This window comes from Leisingera sp. ABD4_442, from assembly GCF_056160905.1.
Window position 1 is genome coordinate 61,031 of the sequence record NZ_JBSWYB010000014.1, and the last position, 17,642, is coordinate 78,672.

The following is a 17,642-nucleotide window of genomic DNA, read 5'->3' on the forward strand; positions in this document are numbered from 1 at the left end:
TTGGAGAACGCCCTTGAAAATGAATTACTTCGTTGTCGGCACCAACAACATGGATGCCACAGTCAAATTCTATGACGCACTTTTTGAGAACCAGGGATTTACCCAAGTCCGGCCTAGCGGACGGATGACTTACTGGTTGAAGGACGATTTTGCATTTGCCGCCGCCCTCCCCTTTGACGGTGCACCAGCTACCAATGGTAACGGAACCATGGTGGGGGTCAGCCTTGGCTCCGCAGCCGAAGTCACCAGGCTGCACACGAAGGCAATTGAGCTGGGCGGCACTTGCGAAGGTGAGCCAGGCCAGCGCGGCCCGCGGTTTTCGGCCTATGTGCGGGATCTGGACGGCAACAAGCTTTGCTTTGCGGATTGAAAGGCAGAGGCGGCAGATGCCGCCGCCAAGTCTCGTCTGTTCACGAACAGGCGACCGGAACCGCAAGCTGCACCGCAACGCCGTCCTGCCGCTTGATCAGGGCAGAGCCGGTGACCTGGCAGCCCGACAGCCCTGCCACATGGGTATAAAGCTGTTTCAGCGCCTCCTTGTCGGACACCACCAGGTGTTTCAGCGGCAGGCTTATCTTGAACAGCACCGCAAAGCTGCTGCCGTCGACCGTGACAATCCGGAATCTGGTTCTCGACTTGCCCAGATAAGTTTGCGCCGCATAGGGAGACTTCCGCTTAGAACTCATGTAACCCATCGCTGTCTGCGCCGCCGGCCGTCCGGCAGCAGGCGGGCCGCCTGCCTGAAAACGGGCGGTATGGGTGACCAGCCAGGGCGCGCCGGTCCGGGTCTTGTGCAGGCCGGGCCGCATTGCGGTGGTGAAGTGCCCGGCCTCGGCCAAGGCTGCGGTGCGGTAATCCGGCGTGCCCGGGGCAGAAGCCTGCGCTGCCGTCTGGGTGCCATACCCGGTCCGTGTCGCCGACCAATAGTCCAGCTGCTCCGGCGCCGAACAGGCTCCCAACAGCGCCGCAGCCCCGATCATCAGAAACTGTTTCACTTTCACTCTCCATTCCGCGTACCCGCATCCTGCCAGAAAAACCGGGCGGCATTGTGGCGGGCGCCGGATCCGCAGGCAGCCCCGTAATACCGCCTTTCCAGCCGCCCGGCCCTATGCCAAGCTCTGCGCCATGATCCGAACCAAACGCCAGATTCTCACCAGCCCCGACGGCACCCCCGCCAGCCGTTTCGCCTTTGGATGCATGCAGTTCGGCGGCCGCGCATCTGAGGCGCAGTCAGCGGGCATGTACGCCGCCTGCCGCGCTGCCGGCATCAGCCATTTCGACACCGCCTGGGTCTATACCGATGGCAACTCGGAACAGATCCTTGGCCGCCTTATCAAGCAGGAGCGCGACCAGTTGCTGATTGCCACCAAAGCAGGCTACGAAGGCGGCGCCGGCGCTGCCAACCTGCGCGCCCAGCTGGACGAAAGCCGCCGCCGGCTGGACCTGGACATGGTCGATGTCTTCTACCTGCACCGGTTCGACCCGCACACCGACCTGCGCGAAACCATGGACTGTTTCGCCGCCCTCAAGGCCGAAGGGCTGATCCGCTATGCCGCGCTGTCAAACTTTGCCGCCTGGCAGGTCATGAAGGCACAGATGGCCGGGCTGGCCTCCGGCATTTCCGTGGACATCCTGCAGCCGATGTATTCCCTGGTGAAGCGCCAGGCCGAGGTGGAGATCCTGCCGATGTGTGCAGATCAGGGTATCACGGCGGTGCCCTATTCGCCCCTTGGCGGCGGCCTCCTCACCGGCAAATACGCGACCGGCGGCAGCGGCCGCATCACTGAGGACAGGGGTTACAATATCCGCTACAGCCCTGCCGCAATGCATCAGACTGCCACGGCGCTCACTGAACTTGCCGCCCAGCACGGCATTCACCCGGCCACCCTGGCCGTGGCCTGGGCCGCTGCCCACCCTGCCGCACCGGTGCCGATCATCTCTGCCCGCAACGCACAGCAGCTGCAGCCCTCGCTGGCGGCGCTGGACTTCGCCATGGACGCAGATCTCTACCAAGCGATTGAGGCGCTCAGTACGCGGCCCGCACCTGCTACCGACCGGCTGGAAGAACAAGAAGACGACAAGGACTAGACCCATGCAGGATTTCATCGTGATCGGCGGCGGCATGGCCGGCACCAGCGCCGCTGCCCGGCTGGCTGCCCTCGGCAGCGTCACCTTGCTGGAGATGGAAGACGCGCTTGGCTACCATTCCTCTGGCCGCTCCGCCGCGCTGTTTGAGGAAAACTACGGCCACGGCCCCACCATCGGCCTGAACCGCGCCAGCGCGGCGCACCTGCGCGAGAACGGCTACCTGTCACCGCGCGGGCTGATGCTGGTCGGGGCCAAGGGGGACGCCGACGGCTTTGCCCGCGACGTGGATGAGCTGGGCATGGCGACGCTGGAGCTCGACGAGGCCCGCGCCATGGTGCCGATCCTGAACCCTGAAACGGTCGGGTTCACCGCCATCAGCGGCGCGGCAGAGGATATCGACACCGACCGGATGCTGCAGGATTTCGCCAAGGCCTTGCGCGCCGCGGGCGGCCATATCGTGACCAAGGCGCCGGTGACCGCGATCACCCGCATCAGCGGCGGCTGGCAGGTCATCGCAGGTGGCGAGGTTTATGTGGCACGCAATCTGGTCAACGCCGCGGGCGCTTGGGCCGATAAAGTTGCCGCGCTTGCTGGGGTCGCCGCCATCGGCCTGCAGCCCAAGCGCCGCTCGATAGCGCGGCTGCCCGCGCCCGGCGGCCATGACGTCAGCGGCTGGCCGATGCTGCTGGGCGTAGGTGAGACCTGGTACGCCAAGCCCGACGCCGGCAAGCTCTTGGTCTCTCCCGCCGATACCGACCCGGTGGAACCGCATGACGCCTATGCCGACGACATGGTGCTGGCCGAAGGGCTGGCCCGCTATGAGGAAATGGTGACAGAACCGGTAACGCGGGTGGAAAGCAATTTTGCCGGCCTGCGAAGCTTCGTCGCTGACGGCACCCTAGTGCTGGGGCCGGATCCGGATCAGCCGGATTTCATCTGGTGCGCGGGCCAGGGCGGCTATGGCATCATGACAGCGCCCGCTGCCTCGCAACTGATTGCCGATCTGGCAGCCGGCCGGGCGCCGGTACTGGACGCCGCTACGGTCGCCGCCCTGTCGCCTGCACGGCTGCGCTGATGCCGGTGCGCTCTGTTCCCGGCACCGCTTCGGTCGCCCAGCCGCAGGATGGCAAATTGTTTGCGCCGGCGGCTGAGCGCAACAGCAGCGCCATCTGCGATCTGCTGGCGGAGATTGCCCCGCCGCAGGGCCGCGCCCTGGAACTGGCCAGCGGCACCGGCCAGCACGCAGTGGCCTACGCCGCCCGCCTGCCCGGCCTGACCTGGCAGCCAACGGAGGTTGACGCGACCCGCCGCGCCAGCATCCGGGCATATGCCGATGAAGCAGGGTTGAGCAACATTGCGCCGCCCATAGATCTGGATGCCACCGCCCCCGGCTGGGGCGCGGAGCACACAGGCCAGGACCTGATTGTTCTGGTGAACCTTCTGCATCTGATCAGCGAAGAGGAAGCCCGCACCCTGATCCGAGAGGCTGCCGCAGCCCTCTCCCCTGGCGGGTGCTTTTTGGTCTACGGACCCTTCATGCGGGGCGGCGAACTGACCAGCGAAGGGGACCGGGCCTTTCACGCCAGCCTCAGCACTCACGACCCGGAAACCGGGTACAAGGACGATTTTGACGTGATCGATTGGCTTCACAGCGCCGGTTTGAATCTGATGCAAGCTGTGGAAATGCCCGCAAACAACCTGGCGCTCATCTCAGGAAAACCTGCCGCCTGACTTGGATCAAAGCCCGCACAAAAGACTGCCCTTACATATCTATAAATTAGAATATGCATGGAAGGAGCAGTAAATGGACTGGCACGGCAAACTGGACGGCACCCGCAAGGGCCTGCGCAATTTGAATGGCGCAATCCCAGAGACAGCTCAGGCCTTCGGCGCCCTTGGCAAGTCGGTGAAACAAGGCGGTGTTCTGGAATTCAAGCACAAGGAATTCGTGGCACTTGGTATCGCGGTCGCTTTGCGCTGCGAAGATTGCATTGGTTTGCATGTTGAGGCGCTGGTCAAATCGGGAGCCGCACGCTCAGAAGTTGGTGATGTTTTGGCAATGTCCATTCAGATGGGCGGCGGCCCTGCAATGATGTATGCGGCCAAAGCGATGGAGTGCTTTGATCAGCTGAGCCAGTAACCCATTTCGTTTACCCGTCGCAAAGCACTGGAAAGCAGCTTTCCGAATTGGCCTGTTCAGGATCTGGACAGGCTCCCTTTCTGTCCTGACCCAGGCCAGAATCAGGGATGCCGCTGGCAGGCCATGCCGTCAGTCAATGATCCGCATGGCCTGAACATTTTGTGCCCGGTGACGGCTGGCCGTGAAACCAGCCGCTCACGATCCAGGGCAAATGGCCTTGCCCCGCAATCCGCCTTGGTCAGTCGGTCGAGAACGAGGGCAATGCCGCACCACCGGAAGCCTGCACGGGCTGAACCCGGCCGCCTGCCAGCTTGGACGAAGCAGTCTTGATCAGTTCCGCCCGGTCAGGCTGGCCAGGGGCAAAGACAGGCGCCGCGCCGCCTTCGAGCGAAATCACCGCCATCCCGTACCAGTCTTGCGCCCGCTCAGCCAGCGCTGGGACACCAAAGCCAAGCGCCAGGTGATGGCCGATCAGCTCTGCATAGGGGCGCTGGCCGGTGCCGGACAGAATCAAGGCAGCCCCCAGCGCCACATCCATGTCATCGCGGCGGTAGCCGGAGAACAGGCAGATCCCAGCGGTATTGGCCAGCTGCTCCAGCGACATGCCGGATTGCAGGACAAACTTCTGAACATCGCCCATCACTTCGCCGCTGCCCGCAGTGCCGAGCTTGGCAAGGAAAGGCTGCACTGCCGGGCCGAAGGCATCGCACTGGCTGTCGATCTGCGCCTGAGTGGCCCCTTTGACCTTTGCGGCGCGGGTTTCGCCTGAATTGATCGCATAAGTGCGGGCCAAGCAGAACTGTTCGCCCAGCGCAAGTTCCGGGTCGGTCATATTCGACACGGTGGTGAAACCGCCGTTAGAGCTGGTCAGGAGGCTCACCTTGCTGCAATAGCTGGTCAATGAGGCGCTCTGCTCCGGCTGGTCGAACAGGGTGATACCGCCCAGCGACGCGCTGTCCTGGCTGGCAAAGGCTGCCACTGTGCCGCCGCTCTGCTGGGTTGCCTGGACCGGCGCATCTCCTGCCGTGTCCGCTATGCGGCAGGTCCCTTGGTGACAGGCAAAGCTGGCAGGTGTCACATTGCGGGCCAGAAAATCGTTGCGCTGATAGCCCTGCGGCGTCGACGCAAAGACCATCACAGAGCAATTCGAAGCGCCGCACCAGAATGAACTGCCGGAAACCGAAGTATCCAGCACATAGTCATTGCGGCCGTCGCCGTTCAGGTCCGCCAGCTGCATGAAGCCGGTGCGCTGCAAAAGCTGCTCGCCGGTCGGCTCAGAGCTTGCTGCCACTTCGTCGACGGCATGGCTGACTTCCGGCGGCAGGCCGCCATAGGTGTTGCCGCCATACCCGCTGCCTGCAGTACGCAGGCCCGCGGCCTCGTCACGCCAGGTATGCAGAAGGCCGCGCACGCCCTGCGGGCCCTGCATTGCCTTGATCACCTGCGGGCCGCCGATCTGCGCGCGGTTATAGGAACTGACCAGGAAGTTACGCTCATATGGCGCCAAATGGCCAGTGGCTGGATAGCCCATATGGATCTGATACTGGGAAATGGCCGCGCGCGACCGGCGCCCCAGCACCCCGTCCGGCGTGCCGGCGGGGAACCCGAAATAATTCAGCGCAACCTGGGTTTCCCGGTTCTCTGCCCGGGTGGCTGAATAGGCCGGGGCCCTGCGGTAGGTGGTGCTGCGCTGGCGCTGCTTGTTCTTGTGGACCTCATTGACGATAACACCGCCAATGACGCCGCCGACAATTGCGGCCCCCAAATCGCTTGAAACTGCCGGCCCTGCAGCCGTAGTTGCCAGAAAAATTGCCGTCAAAGCCGGCTTGAGCGGTTTGGCAATCATGAGACTCGCCCCCTATGGATACTAACAATGGAATCAGGATACTCCACTGGAGGGGTCTGCACCTAGGGTTTTAAGGCCCTGGCGCGGCAAATCTATCCGGTAGACGCAGAAGGACGGCAGCGGTCATGGTAGAATGGATCACATCAGACGGTCTTGTTGAGTATGATCAAGCGGTTGCCTTCATGGAGGCGCGCGCCGCTGCAATCGCCGGCGGGTCGGCGGAAGAATGCATATGGCTGGTGGAACATCCGCCGCTCTACACGGCTGGCACCTCCGCAAGGCGCGAAGACCTGACCGACCCGGACCGCTTCCCGGTTTACGAGAGCAAACGCGGCGGTCAGTACACCTACCACGGGCCGGGCCAGCGGGTGGTTTATGTGATGCTGAACGTGGGCCGGCGCGGCCATGACGTGCGGCGTTTTGTGCAGCAGCTGGAAACCTGGGTGATCGCCGCCCTGGATGAATTCAATATCACAGGCCATATTCGCGAAGGCCGGGTCGGGGTCTGGGTTGAACGCCCGGACAAGGCACGCACTGCGGCCGGCCACATTGCAGAAGACAAAATTGCCGCCATCGGAATCCGATTGCGGAAATGGGTGAGCTTTCACGGCATTTCCATCAACGTGGAGCCAACGCTGGAGCATTTCAGCGGCATCGTGCCCTGCGGCATCACAGAATACGGTGTGACCAGCCTGGTCGACTTGGGACTGCCTGTGACCATGGCCGATGTAGATGTCGCCCTGAAACGCAGCTTTGAACAGATCTTCGAAGCGGGCTAAGCTCAGTTTCTGGCGGCAGCACAATCCTGCAGAGCGGTCAGCACCAGTTCCGGAAAAGTATAAAACACCAAGGCGCCCGCTTCCTGGCTGACGCAAAGCTGCGCATTCTGCAGGCCGCCCAGCGCGTCGCGGATCAGCGGAAGTGGCGCCACATGGTCCTCGCCGCCATGAACGAAGACGGACCGTGTGTTCCGGGCCAGCGCCATTTTCTGGTAGCCTTGCCGCATCATCTGCACATCTGCCCTAAAGCCGGCTCCGCCCTGCTGCTGAAACAGCAATTGGCTTTGTTTCAGCAACGGCAGCACATCAAGCTGATCCAGCTTATTTCTCTCCCGGCTGCCGCGCACGGTCTGGATTTGCAGCAAAGCCTTATGGCCGTACCAACGCAGCGCAGCGGACCAGCCTTTCATCAAGACCGGCAGCAGCCAGCGGGCGCGCGCCGCGGAAAAAGCGATCAGCCAGGCATAACCGCTCAGCCCCGGAAACTGCCGCGGCGTGCTGAAGGCGCAATTTGAGGCCACAGAAACCATTCCCCCGATACGGTCATGCAAGCGGTTGGCGGCAGCACATCCGTAAAGCGCACCGCCTCGATGGCAGAGCAGAATGGGCCGTTGCAGGTTCTCGTGCGACATCAAGGCGTCCAGCTGCTGCACAAAAGCGTCAGCCGGGTCCTGGCCGCGTTCCAGCGGGTCCGAATGCCCGTAACCCGCACGCATTGGCGCATAAACCCGGAACCCCAGGTTCCGGAGTTGCGGCTGCAGCCGCTGCAGCGGTGCAATCCCGTCCAGAATCCCATGCGCAAAAATTACCGGCTGACCGGTTTCCGAACCCAGACGGAAGTACTGGCTGCGGCGCCCGCGGCTGTCCTGGATCTCCTGGGCCGGCGGCATCAGGTTTCCCCGGGCAATCTTCAGGTCCCGGACGTGTTCATTCATCAAAAAAGCAGTCAGCCGGATCAGCTCAGCCACGCCAGGAGCCCCTGCCCTGGCAGCAACCGCAGCAAGGCTGGCGGGCGCCCGCCCGCCGGTCCCGGTCATCACCTGTCGGACCTGGTCCAGATCACCGGATTGCAAGCCAAATGCCGCCGCGAGCAGGCCAGCCGCCCCGGCGCTCCATTCGCAATCCAGCCGCTCCGCCATGACTGCATATTCCGGACAGCTGCCGCCGCTGAGCGGAACTGGCCGGCAGAGAAACATCTCACCGGAGCGGCCAGCCCCCAAAACGAGGACATCGCGGCGGGTAAAGGCGCCATCCCGCACCTGCTCCAGAAAATTGGCCCAGCGTTCGGCCGCCGCCCTGCTCATCCCCATTGCCGAGGTTAGCCCGCCGCCTGCAGCCATCTGGCGGGCGGCGCGCTGAGACGCGTTCAAAAGCCGTCCCCCGGTACCCGCCAGCAACCAAAAGCGGCAGCACTCCCCGGAATACGCGCCAGGCAGCGGCCGCCCGTCCCGCTGCCATTGCTGTTCCTGGATTTCTGCGGCCCGGGCAAAATGCGCCCGCAGGAGCGGCAGCGCCCGCTGCCGTCCTCCAAATTTCTCCGGCCCGGCGTCACTGCCGCCATCGGGTGACGATACAGGCAGGAACCGGTCGAACTGCTCCGCCCGGATCATGGTTTCATAAATTGCTGCGGCGACCTGATCCTGCGACAAGGCCTGCGTACGGCAAAAGAGCGTCACTGCGCGCCCTCCAATACTGCTTATGCGTCAACTGAGCCGATGCGCGCTTTGCAAGCATAGGAATTGGCGCGGGCTTTTGCCCCGCCTGTTTCAGGCTGCCAGCCTGTAAACTGAAAACACCCGGCTGATGCTGCTTTCAATCAAGCCCGCATTCGGTGCCGGCTTCCCCCAATTCTTGGGTCCCATACGCTCGGGCGCACACGCCCTCATTGACCTACAACCAATTTGCGAAACAGCTATGATCAAATTCAACTAAAATTCAACATCTATTTCTAATGCACAAATTCATATGCGAAACACCGGCTGCCGCACAGCCGGTGTTTTCAGGAAACAAAATGGACAGGCCAGCCGCCGCGGTTCACTCTCCGGCCAATGCAGCCCTGATTTTTTCTGCCTGCGCTTGGATTGCGTCCAGGTCCCCCATTTTGCCCGGCGGGCGCAAGCGGTCGCCTTCATGGCGCGGCAGCACATGCATATGCAGGTGGAAAACTTCCTGGCCGCCGGCCGCCTCATTGAACTGCTGCACAGTGACCCCGTCCGCCCCGAAAGCCTTGATCACCGCATGGGACAGTTTCTGCACCGTCCGCATCACAGCCGACAACTGCTCAGGGCTTGCGTCCAGCACGTTCCGGCAAGGGGTCTTGGGAATAACCAGCAAATGCCCGTCGGACCGCGGCATGATATCCATAAATGCCAGCGTGTCATCATCCTCATAAACACGGGTTGAAGGAATCTCGCCCCGCAAAAGCTTGGCAAAGATGTTTTCGGGATCATAATCAGGCATCAGTCAGGCCTCCTGTTCTCGCATTGTCCCGGTTGTGCGCCCGCCCAGCGGCCAGGTCAAGCACGCAGCATCGCCCGGCCGAAATGGCATTCAAGCCCCTGCGGCAATAAATCTTGATCCAGATCAAACTCCGCCATTGAAGGCCCCGTCACGCCGCTCTAATACTCCAAAGGAATCCAGGCCGCCCGGAGTCCGTCTCCGGGGGCCTTTCGTTATGCAGCAGGAGGCACCTAAATGGCAGACGCAGCCATTCATGGTCACGGCCACGAGGACGAGCGGAGCTTTTTCACCCGCTGGTTCATGAGCACGAACCATAAGGATATCGGCATTCTTTACCTGATCGTTTCGGCGATTGCAGGTCTCATCTCCGTCATCTTCACCGTCTACATGCGGCTGGAGCTGATGGATCCGGGCGTTCAGTACATGTGCCTGGAAGGCGCGCGCCTGTTCGCAGACGCCTCTGCGGAATGTACCCCGAACGGCCATCTCTGGAACGTGATGATCACTGCCCACGGCATCCTGATGATGTTCTTCGTGGTAATTCCGGCCCTGTTCGGCGGTTTCGGCAACTATTTCATGCCGCTGCAGATCGGCGCGCCGGACATGGCGTTCCCGCGGATGAACAACCTCAGCTTCTGGATGTATGTCGCAGGCACCTCGCTGGCGGTCCTCTCGGTTGTCTCCCCGGGCGGCAATGACCAGCTGGGTTCCGGCGTCGGCTGGGTTCTGTACCCGCCGCTGTCCGTGAACGAGGGCGGCTACTCGATGGATCTGGCGATCTTCGCCGTGCACGTCTCGGGCGCGTCGTCGATCCTGGGTGCGATCAACATGATCACCACCTTCCTGAACATGCGCGCCCCGGGCATGACCCTGTTCAAAGTGCCGCTGTTCTCCTGGTCGATCTTCGTCACCTCCTGGCTGATCCTTCTGTCGCTGCCAGTTCTGGCTGGCGCCATCACCATGCTGCTGATGGACCGCAACTTCGGCTTCACCTTCTTTGATGCGGCAGGCGGCGGCGACCCGATCCTGTACCAGCACATCCTGTGGTTCTTCGGCCACCCGGAAGTCTACATCGTGATCCTGCCCGGCTTCGGCATCATCTCCCACGTCATCGCCACCTTTGCGCGCAAACCGGTCTTCGGCTACCTGCCGATGGTCTGGGCGATCATCGCCATCGGCGTGCTGGGCTTTGTCGTCTGGGCGCACCACATGTACACCGTCGGCATGTCGCTGAACCAGCAGGCCTACTTCATGCTGGCCACCATGGTGATCGCCGTGCCTACCGGGGTTAAGGTGTTCTCCTGGATCGCCACCATGTGGGGCGGCTCCATCGAGTTCAAAGCACCGATGATGTTTGCCTTCGGCTTCCTGTTCCTGTTCACCGTCGGCGGTGTGACGGGTGTGGTGCTGTCGCAGGCCTCCGTGGACCGTGCTTACCACGACACCTACTACGTGGTTGCCCACTTCCACTACGTTATGTCCCTGGGTGCCGTCTTCGCGATCTTCGCAGGCATCTACTTCTACTTCGGTAAGATGACAGGCCGCCAGTACAACGAGCTGGGCGCACAGATCCATTTCTGGATGTTCTTCATCGGCGCCAACCTGACCTTCTTCCCGCAGCACTTCCTGGGCCGCCAGGGCATGCCGCGCCGCTATATCGACTACCCGGAAGGTTTTGCCTACTGGAACAAGATCTCCTCCTACGGCGCGTTCATCTCCTTCGCTTCCTTCCTGCTGTTCTTCGGCGTGGTGATCTATTCGCTGCTGCGCGGCGCCCGCGTCACCCAGAACAACTACTGGAACGAATACGCGGACACTCTGGAGTGGACCCTGCCCTCTCCGCCGCCGGAGCACACCTTTGAAATCCTGCCCAAGCAGGAAGACTGGGACCGCTCGCATTCGCACTAAGCGGCTCTAGCCCCTGAACACCGAAAGGCCCCGGAGCAGATGCGCCGGGGCCTTTTTCTTGAAAGCCTGCGCGGAAAACCCGCAGTGGAAATTCCGCTTTTCCAGCACATCTTTTAGTGTGACCCCACGACCGCAACAGGCCAGATGCGATGCCCTACAACTGGACCCGACCGCACAATGGCGCCGAGCGCGAAATGCACCTCTGGCCGCATCAGTCGCTGCCGCCCAAAGGCTATGCGCGCTTCCTGGGCCTGACTGCGGCATTGATTTGCGTGCCGCTGGTGCCGGTGCTCGGCTCGTTCCTGCTGTGGGGGCTCTTGCCGTTCCTGCTGCTCACCCTGTTCGGCATGAAATGGGCGCTGGACCGCAGCCGCCGCGACCACCAAATTTTGGAAGTTCTCACAATCGGCCCCGAAGACGCCAGGCTGGAGCGCTTCAACCCCGACGGCCACCGCCAAAGCTGGCAGTGCAACCGCTACTGGACCCGCGTCGAAATGCATGACGACGACGGCCCGGTCCCCCACTATGTCACCCTGCAGGGCGGCGGCCGCGAAGTGGAGATCGGCGCCTTCCTGTCCGAGGATGAGCGGCTGGCGCTCTACGGCGACCTCAAATCCGCCTTTGCCCGCTGAGCGGCAAACAAAAAGGTCCGCAGACGCGGACCTTCAAGCTTCTTTCTGGTCTAAAATACTCGCGCCGCAGGCACCGCGCGCCAGCGCGGTATCAGCCCCGGCAGCCGCATATCAGCAATCGCCCTTGCTGCAGAGCTGATCCTTCACCATCGGACCCGCCTTGCCGAAATCCATCTGGCCGGTGTATTTCGCCTTCAGCGCGCCCATCACCTTGCCCATGTCGCGAATCGATTCGGCGCCGGTTTCCGCCACCGCTGCAGAGATCGCCTCTGCGACCTCCTCCTCGCTCAGCTGCTGCGGTAGGAACTCCTCGATCACACTGATCTCGCCCAGCTCCCGCTCCGCCAGATCCAGCCGCCCGCCTTCCTCATAGGCGCGCGCGCTTTCGTTGCGCTGCTTGGTCATCTTGCCCAGAATCGCAAGGATTTCCTCGTCACCGATGCTGGTTTCCTCACCATCGGCCCGGGCTGCGATCTCCCGGTCCTTGATGGCGGCATTGATCAGCCGCAGCGTGGCCAGCCGCTCAGCGGCCTTGTCTTTCATTGCCTGCTTCAGGGCTTGATTGACCCGTGTGCGCGTATCCATGTGCAAAAGCATCCTTGTGGTTGCCGGACACCGATGGTTATCCATTCTGCCGCCGCTGTGCAAGTTTACAGTAAATTTTCAATTCCGGACCCGGCGTCAGCCTGCCGCCTCTTGCAGGCTTGACCCGCTGCCGCGCCCCCCTTACAAGCCCATGAATTTTACCCGCATGGAGACTCGCGCAATGGCCGCTTCCGCCCCGACCAAGCCCACCGCATGCCTGGCGCTCGCTGATGGCACCGTCTTTTACGGCACCGGTTTCGGCGCGACCGGCGACACCGTGGCCGAGCTCTGCTTCAACACCGCGATGACCGGCTATCAGGAGATCATGACCGATCCCTCCTATGCCGGCCAGATCGTCACCTTCACCTTCCCCCACATCGGCAACACCGGCGTTACGCCTGAGGATGACGAAACCGGCGATCCGGTTGCAGCAGGGATGGTGGTGAAATGGGATCCGACGCTGGCCTCCAACTGGCGCGCAACGGAAGAGCTGAAGGACTGGCTCACCCGCACCGGCCGCATCGCCATTGGCGGCGTCGATACCCGCCGCCTGACCCGTGCGATCCGCCAGCAGGGCGCGCCGCATGTGGCGCTGGCCCATGACCCTGAGGGCAACTTCGACGTTGAGGCGCTGGTTGCCAAGGCCCGCGACTGGTCCGGCCTGGTCGGCCTGGACCTGGCCAAGGACGTGACCTGCGCGCAAAGCTACCGCTGGGACGAAATGCGCTGGGCCTGGCCGGACGGCTATTCCCGCCAGGAGGCGCCTGCGCACAAAGTTGTCGCCGTTGACTATGGCGCCAAGCGCAACATCCTGCGCTGCCTGGCCAGCGCGGGATGCGACGTGACCGTGCTGCCCGCCACTGCAACGGCCGAGGAAGTGCTGGCGCACAACCCCGACGGCGTTTTCCTGTCCAACGGCCCCGGCGACCCGGCAGCCACCGGCGAATACGCGGTGCCGATGATCCAGGAAGTCCTGAAGGCAGACCTGCCGGTCTTTGGCATCTGCCTCGGCCATCAGATGCTGGCGCTGGCGCTGGGTGCCAAGACCGTCAAGATGAACCACGGCCACCATGGCGCCAACCATCCGGTCAAGGAGCATTCCACCGGCAAGGTAGAGATCACCTCGATGAACCACGGCTTTGCCGTCGATGCGCAAACCCTGCCGGAAGGGGTCGAGGAATCGCATGTGTCGCTGTTCGACGGTTCCAACTGCGGCATCCGCATTTCCGGCAAGCCGGTGTTCTCTGTCCAGCACCATCCCGAGGCCAGCCCTGGCCCGCAGGACAGCTTCTACCTGTTCGAGCGTTTCGCCGAGGCCATGGCCGATCGTAAATCCGCGTAAAAAAAGCTGTTAACCATGCCGGCAAGCGGCATGGTTAACGCCGCATTCACCCTTTCTTAAGCCAGCGCAGCCAGCCTGACAGGCTCTGCTGAAATTGCTGCGGGCTGACGATGAGCTTTATGTCAAAACCGCTGCGGCAGGCCAGCCAGCCGCAGCCTGCCAGGCACCACCCTCACGCGCCACCGGCCTTGCCGGCCGGCGGAAGCCGGCCTGTGGACGGCGGCAGCATGATGAAAGCCCTGGTTTTGCGGCAGCATCAAAAAGCGGCATTAGGCCGCGTGCTGGTTGCAGAGGGCCTCGCCAGCGAGGCACAGGTCCAGGACACCCTCGCCCGCCAATACAGAATGCAACGGGCAGATCTGGCAGGCCAGATGCCCAACGCCCGGCTGCTGGCCCGTAAACCCGCGCAATTCTGGCTTCGCCACTGCGCTGTGCCATGGATGCAGTTTGGGCAGACGGTCACCATTGCAATCGCCCATCCCGACCGCTTTGATGCGCTGAAGCACGAACTGCAGGCCGCATTCGGCCAGATCACTCCGGTTCTGGCCAGCGAAGGCCAGATCACAAGCCTGCTGACAGAGCATTTCAGCCCGGACCTGGCACACCAGGCGAACTGCAGTGTGGTGCCCCGGCTCAGCTGCCGGACGCTTGAGCCCGCCAGGTCACGCGCAGTATTTTCGGCCTGTGCACTGCCCGGGCTCTGGATCTGCTGGGCGGCGCCCGCAGCGGTCTTTTCGGCGCTCTGCCTGATGGCACTTCTGTCGGTGCTCCTGTTCACAGCGCTGAAGCTTTTCGGGCTGGCAGCCTATTGGACCTCCCGCGCCCGCCGCCGCCACCCGGTTGAGCGGCTGCGCCAGGCACACCAGCCGGCTCTACAGCAGCGTCCCGTCATATCCATGCTCGTCCCGCTTTACAAAGAAGCCGAAATCAGCCGGGCGCTGCTCACCCGTATTCGCAAGCTGCGCTACCCGCGTGCGCTAACGGATGTGATCCTTGTGCTGGAACAGCATGACGCCGTTACCCGCAGCGCCCTGGCAAAGACCCGCCTGCCCCCCTGGATCCGAGTCGTGGAAGTGCCCGCTTGCGGCGGGCTGACCACCAAGCCGCGGGCGATGAACTATGCATTGAACTTCTGCCGGGGCGATATCATCGGGGTCTGGGACGCAGAAGATGCCCCTCTTCCAGACCAGCTGGATCAGGCCGCGCAGGCCTTTGCCCGGGCCGGCAGCAGAACAGCGTGTTTCCAGGGGGTGCTCGATTATTATAACCCCCGCACCAACTGGATTTCCCGCTGCTTCACGCTGGAATACGGCAGCTGGTTCCGCGTCGTGCTGCATGGCCTTGCCCGGCTCGGCCTGGTGGTGCCCCTGGGCGGCACGACCATGTTCATCCGCCGGAAGGTGCTGGAGGAACTCGGCGGCTGGGATGCCCATAACGTTACTGAGGACGCGGACCTGGGGGTCCGCCTCTACCGTGCCGGATACCGCACCGAAATGCTGCCCAGCACAACCTACGAGGAGGCCAATTGCCGCCCCTGGCCGTGGGTTAAGCAGCGCTCCCGCTGGCTCAAGGGCTTTATGGTGACTTATCTGGTCCACATGCGTCAGCCGCTTCAGCTGCTGAAGGAGCTTGGCTGGAAACGCTTCTTCGGCTTTCAGGCCTTTTTCCTGGGCACCATCGGGCAATTCCTGTTTGCCCCGCTGTTGTGGAGCTTCTGGCTGGTCGCACTGGGCCTGCCGCATCCCAGTGCGGGTATTGTGCCCCCTATGCTGCTGTCACTGGCCGCCGCGGCTCTGGTCTTCTTTGAGCTGCTGGGCCTTGTGATCAGCGCCACCGCAGCCGCTGCAATGGGGCGCCCATGGCTGGCGGTCTGGGCGCCGGTAATGATCCTGTACTTCCCGATGGGCGCCGTTGCGGTGGCCAAGGCGGCCTACGAACTGCTGGCCCGCCCGTTTTTCTGGGACAAGACGGCACATGGGGTAAAGCCCCCGCAGGGCCGCCGCCGCCGCATCATCCCCGCCCGCTGGCGTCCTGCTTCAACCGGGTCATGAAGGCAATCGAGATATGCTCTTTCAGCGCGTCGCCGGCCGCGTCCTCGTCACGGCGGCTGATGGCATCTACAATGCCCTTATGCTCCGACTGGGCGATTTCGCTGCGCCCCTCGGCAGCAAGCGAGGTGGTCGCCATCAGCGCCATGGTCCGGTGCACCAGATCCAGCTGCTGCACCAGATAGCGGTTGTGCGAAGCCAGATGGATTTGCTCGTGAAAGCGCCGGTTGGCCTTGGACAACGCCGCAGGATCACCAACAAGCTCATTGTCCGCTTCGACCATCTCCCTCAGCACCTTGATCTCTTCCTCCGTGGCATGGCGCGCCGCCAGCCGCGCTGCCAGCCCTTCCAGCTCGCGCCGGACGACATAGAGTTCCGCCATTTGGTTATGGTCCAGCGAGGCCACGATCAGCGACCGTCCGTCACGCTCCAGCAAGGATTGCGTCTCCAGCCGCTGCAGCGCCTCGCGGATCGGGGTGCGTGAAACGCCGAAACGCTCGGCCAGATCGCTTTCGACCAGCCGGTCGCCCGGCTTGTAAACGCCAACGTCAATCGCTTCGAGGATCAGCGCATAGGCATCTTTCTGGTTGCTGCGGTTCTGGCTCATAGTTGTTCCTGTCTTTACCGGTCCGCCAATCTCTACAGCCCGCTGGGCGGCAATCAACCCTGATGGCGCTAATGTATCTCAATCCTGCGGGCAAAATGCGCTTTTGATTGCAAATGCGGCCAGGGGTGCCTACTTGGGCCTCATGCCAAAACATGCTTTTTCCCATGTCACCCAATGGGTGTTCGACCTCGACAACACGCTGTACCACCCGTCGGCGCGCCTGTTCGACCAGATTGAGGTCAAGATGACGGCTTACGTGATGGAGGCATTGGGCGTGGAGCGGGCAGAGGCCGACCGGCTGCGCAGCCACTACTGGCGCGAGCATGGCACAACTCTTGCCGGACTGATGCGCGAGCATGACTTGGACCCGGATCCCTATCTGGTCGCGGTGCATGACATCTCAATGGACCACCTGGAAGAAGACGAACCCTTGGCTACGGCGATCCGCAACCTGCCGGGAAAGAAGATCGTCTACACCAACGGCTCCGCCCCCTATGCCGAGCGGGTGCTGGCAGCGCGCGGGCTGTCCGGCCTTTTCGATGATGTCTACGGTGTCGAGCATGCCGATTACCATCCCAAACCGGAACGCCGCGCCTTTGACAGGGTCTTTTCCCGCGCCGGTGTGATCCCTCAGCAGGCTGCCATGTTCGAGGATGACCCGCGCAACCTGGCGGCGCCGCACGACATGGGTATGCGCACCGTTCACGTGGCGCCGCAGCCGGTTCAGGCGGAACACATCCATCACCACTCTGATGACTTGGCCGGTTTTCTGTCTTCCCTGACCTGATCCCAAGCTGCCCGCCGGACGCTTTTCAGGCGCGGTTTGCCGCATTGCAGAATGTGTACAAACGCATGCCGGCAGATCTTTGCAACTGCGGCAAAATATACCTGTTTGCCGTATCTTTTCCTGCATATATGCGCCGCGAAACGAACTGATGGAGCCTGACCGATGAGCGCATATGCCCTTCCCGCCCGCCTGACGCTGTGGCAGCGAATCCTGTTTGCCGTGCCGCTGCTGGGACGGATGATCAAGGAGGTCGCCTATGGCCCGGAGGAGAACCTCTATTACGCGCTGGCAACCCTGGTCAGCGCCTGGGGCTGCGCAATCCTGCTGTTCGGCCTTCCGGGTCTTTACATCCCCGCCCTGTGCATGGTGCCGGTGATGTTCATCCTGCTGATCACAATCACCCGCGGCTAAAAGCCGTAT

Annotated in this window: 17 protein-coding genes and 1 pseudogene; 12 read left to right on the forward strand and 6 right to left on the reverse strand. The window is 62.6% G+C overall.

All coding sequences use genetic code 11. From position 1 onward, the window contains the following. Positions 1-19: 19 nt before the first annotated feature. Entirely contained in the window at positions 20-370 is a 351-nt protein-coding gene (locus ACXAHG_RS12700) for a VOC family protein (protein WP_475045327.1), read from the forward strand. Between the two features lie 40 nt (positions 371-410). Here the strand turns inward: ACXAHG_RS12700 and ACXAHG_RS12705 are convergent, their stop codons facing one another. Continuing rightward, the gene (locus ACXAHG_RS12705; protein ID WP_475044694.1) at positions 411-995 is read right to left on the reverse strand and encodes a hypothetical protein; all 585 of its coding nucleotides are present in this window, start codon (positions 993-995) and stop codon (positions 411-413) included. A gap of 130 nt (positions 996-1,125) precedes the next feature. Here ACXAHG_RS12705 and ACXAHG_RS12710 point away from each other — a divergent pair, with 130 nt between their 5' ends. From ACXAHG_RS12710 to ACXAHG_RS12725, 4 genes are all read left to right on the forward strand, one after another. After that, positions 1,126-2,088 (forward strand): aldo/keto reductase, encoded by a 963-nt coding sequence (locus tag ACXAHG_RS12710; protein WP_475057828.1) that lies wholly within the window; start codon positions 1,126-1,128, stop codon positions 2,086-2,088. 4 nt (positions 2,089-2,092) lie between these two features. After that, positions 2,093-3,163, forward strand: coding sequence for an NAD(P)/FAD-dependent oxidoreductase (locus tag ACXAHG_RS12715; RefSeq protein WP_475057831.1), 1,071 nt, complete (start codon positions 2,093-2,095; stop codon positions 3,161-3,163). Next, a complete protein-coding gene (locus ACXAHG_RS12720) occupies positions 3,163-3,819 on the forward strand; it encodes a DUF938 domain-containing protein (RefSeq protein WP_475057834.1) in 657 nt (218 codons plus the stop codon). The genes ACXAHG_RS12715 and ACXAHG_RS12720 overlap by 1 nt, the downstream gene beginning before the upstream one ends. 73 nt (positions 3,820-3,892) lie before the next feature. Next, positions 3,893-4,228 carry a carboxymuconolactone decarboxylase family protein gene (locus tag ACXAHG_RS12725; protein ID WP_475044701.1) on the forward strand — a complete coding sequence of 112 codons (336 nt, stop codon included), beginning with the start codon at positions 3,893-3,895 and terminating at the stop codon, positions 4,226-4,228. A 238-nt stretch (positions 4,229-4,466) separates the two neighbouring features. Here ACXAHG_RS12725 and ACXAHG_RS12730 read toward each other — a convergent pair whose 3' ends face one another. Beyond that, positions 4,467-6,074: a peptidoglycan-binding domain-containing protein gene (locus ACXAHG_RS12730; RefSeq protein WP_475057837.1), complete on the reverse strand. Its 1,608-nt coding sequence runs from the start codon at positions 6,072-6,074 to the stop codon at positions 4,467-4,469. Positions 6,075-6,193: 119 nt separating this feature from the next. Here ACXAHG_RS12730 and lipB point away from each other — a divergent pair. Further along, positions 6,194-6,853: pseudogene (lipB, locus tag ACXAHG_RS12735) on the forward strand (lipoyl(octanoyl) transferase LipB); the annotation flags it as partial. A gap of 2 nt (positions 6,854-6,855) precedes the next feature. Here the strand turns inward: lipB and ACXAHG_RS12740 are convergent. Together ACXAHG_RS12740 and ACXAHG_RS12745 are read right to left on the reverse strand one after the other, a co-directional pair. After that, positions 6,856-8,529, reverse strand: a complete 1,674-nt coding sequence (locus tag ACXAHG_RS12740; protein WP_475057840.1) for an alpha/beta hydrolase — start codon at positions 8,527-8,529, stop codon at positions 6,856-6,858. A gap of 358 nt (positions 8,530-8,887) precedes the next feature. Then, a complete protein-coding gene (locus ACXAHG_RS12745) occupies positions 8,888-9,313 on the reverse strand; it encodes an HIT family protein (protein ID WP_475044706.1) in 426 nt (141 codons plus the stop codon). 234 nt (positions 9,314-9,547) lie between these two features. Between ACXAHG_RS12745 and ctaD the strand changes: the two genes are divergently transcribed. Both ctaD and ACXAHG_RS12755 read left to right on the forward strand, forming a co-directional pair. Then, positions 9,548-11,221, forward strand: a complete 1,674-nt coding sequence (gene ctaD, locus ACXAHG_RS12750; protein WP_475044708.1) for a cytochrome c oxidase subunit I — start codon at positions 9,548-9,550, stop codon at positions 11,219-11,221. 149 nt (positions 11,222-11,370) lie between these two features. Beyond that, entirely contained in the window at positions 11,371-11,853 is a 483-nt protein-coding gene (locus ACXAHG_RS12755; RefSeq protein WP_475044710.1) for a DUF2244 domain-containing protein, read from the forward strand. A 111-nt stretch (positions 11,854-11,964) separates the two neighbouring features. Here ACXAHG_RS12755 and ACXAHG_RS12760 read toward each other — a convergent pair whose 3' ends face one another. Continuing rightward, complete coding sequence (locus ACXAHG_RS12760; protein WP_475057842.1) at positions 11,965-12,438, reverse strand: GatB/YqeY domain-containing protein; 474 nt, start codon at positions 12,436-12,438, stop codon at positions 11,965-11,967. 181 nt (positions 12,439-12,619) lie between these two features. On the opposite strand from ACXAHG_RS12760, the gene carA reads away from it, so the two are divergent. Continuing rightward, positions 12,620-13,780, forward strand: coding sequence for a glutamine-hydrolyzing carbamoyl-phosphate synthase small subunit (gene carA, locus ACXAHG_RS12765; RefSeq protein ID WP_475057845.1), 1,161 nt, complete (start codon positions 12,620-12,622; stop codon positions 13,778-13,780). Positions 13,781-14,058: 278 nt separating this feature from the next. Next, on the forward strand, positions 14,059-15,831 hold the full coding sequence (locus tag ACXAHG_RS12770) for a glycosyltransferase (protein WP_475057848.1): 1,773 nt from the start codon (positions 14,059-14,061) through the stop codon (positions 15,829-15,831). On the opposite strand, the gene ACXAHG_RS12775 is transcribed toward ACXAHG_RS12770, so the two are convergent. Further along, positions 15,791-16,435: a GntR family transcriptional regulator gene (locus tag ACXAHG_RS12775; protein WP_475044717.1), complete on the reverse strand. Its 645-nt coding sequence runs from the start codon at positions 16,433-16,435 to the stop codon at positions 15,791-15,793. The genes ACXAHG_RS12770 and ACXAHG_RS12775 overlap by 41 nt on opposite strands. Positions 16,436-16,577: 142 nt before the next feature. On the opposite strand from ACXAHG_RS12775, the gene ACXAHG_RS12780 reads away from it, so the two are divergent. Continuing rightward, positions 16,578-17,222: a pyrimidine 5'-nucleotidase gene (locus ACXAHG_RS12780; RefSeq protein ID WP_475057851.1), complete on the forward strand. Its 645-nt coding sequence runs from the start codon at positions 16,578-16,580 to the stop codon at positions 17,220-17,222. A gap of 162 nt (positions 17,223-17,384) precedes the next feature. Beyond that, positions 17,385-17,633 (forward strand): hypothetical protein, encoded by a 249-nt coding sequence (locus ACXAHG_RS12785; protein WP_475044720.1) that lies wholly within the window; start codon positions 17,385-17,387, stop codon positions 17,631-17,633. Positions 17,634-17,642 lie beyond the last annotated feature (9 nt).

Bases quoted from the DNA above. Each gene is read 5' to 3' on its own strand.
- ACXAHG_RS12700 (WP_475045327.1), top strand. From the start codon at position 20: ATGAATTACTTCGTTGTCGGCACCAACAACATGGATGCCACAGTCAAA.
- ACXAHG_RS12710 (WP_475057828.1), top strand. From the start codon at position 1,126: ATGATCCGAACCAAACGCCAGATTCTCACCAGCCCCGACGGCACCCCC.
- ACXAHG_RS12715 (WP_475057831.1), top strand. From the start codon at position 2,093: ATGCAGGATTTCATCGTGATCGGCGGCGGCATGGCCGGCACCAGCGCC.
- ACXAHG_RS12720 (WP_475057834.1), top strand. From the start codon at position 3,163: ATGCCGGTGCGCTCTGTTCCCGGCACCGCTTCGGTCGCCCAGCCGCAG.
- ACXAHG_RS12725 (WP_475044701.1), top strand. From the start codon at position 3,893: ATGGACTGGCACGGCAAACTGGACGGCACCCGCAAGGGCCTGCGCAAT.
- ACXAHG_RS12730 (WP_475057837.1), bottom strand. From the start codon at position 6,074: ATGATTGCCAAACCGCTCAAGCCGGCTTTGACGGCAATTTTTCTGGCA.
- ACXAHG_RS12745 (WP_475044706.1), bottom strand. From the start codon at position 9,313: ATGCCTGATTATGATCCCGAAAACATCTTTGCCAAGCTTTTGCGGGGC.
- ctaD (WP_475044708.1), top strand. From the start codon at position 9,548: ATGGCAGACGCAGCCATTCATGGTCACGGCCACGAGGACGAGCGGAGC.
- ACXAHG_RS12755 (WP_475044710.1), top strand. From the start codon at position 11,371: ATGCCCTACAACTGGACCCGACCGCACAATGGCGCCGAGCGCGAAATG.
- ACXAHG_RS12760 (WP_475057842.1), bottom strand. From the start codon at position 12,438: ATGGATACGCGCACACGGGTCAATCAAGCCCTGAAGCAGGCAATGAAA.
- carA (WP_475057845.1), top strand. From the start codon at position 12,620: ATGGCCGCTTCCGCCCCGACCAAGCCCACCGCATGCCTGGCGCTCGCT.
- ACXAHG_RS12775 (WP_475044717.1), bottom strand. From the start codon at position 16,435: ATGAGCCAGAACCGCAGCAACCAGAAAGATGCCTATGCGCTGATCCTC.
- ACXAHG_RS12780 (WP_475057851.1), top strand. From the start codon at position 16,578: ATGCCAAAACATGCTTTTTCCCATGTCACCCAATGGGTGTTCGACCTC.
- ACXAHG_RS12785 (WP_475044720.1), top strand. From the start codon at position 17,385: ATGAGCGCATATGCCCTTCCCGCCCGCCTGACGCTGTGGCAGCGAATC.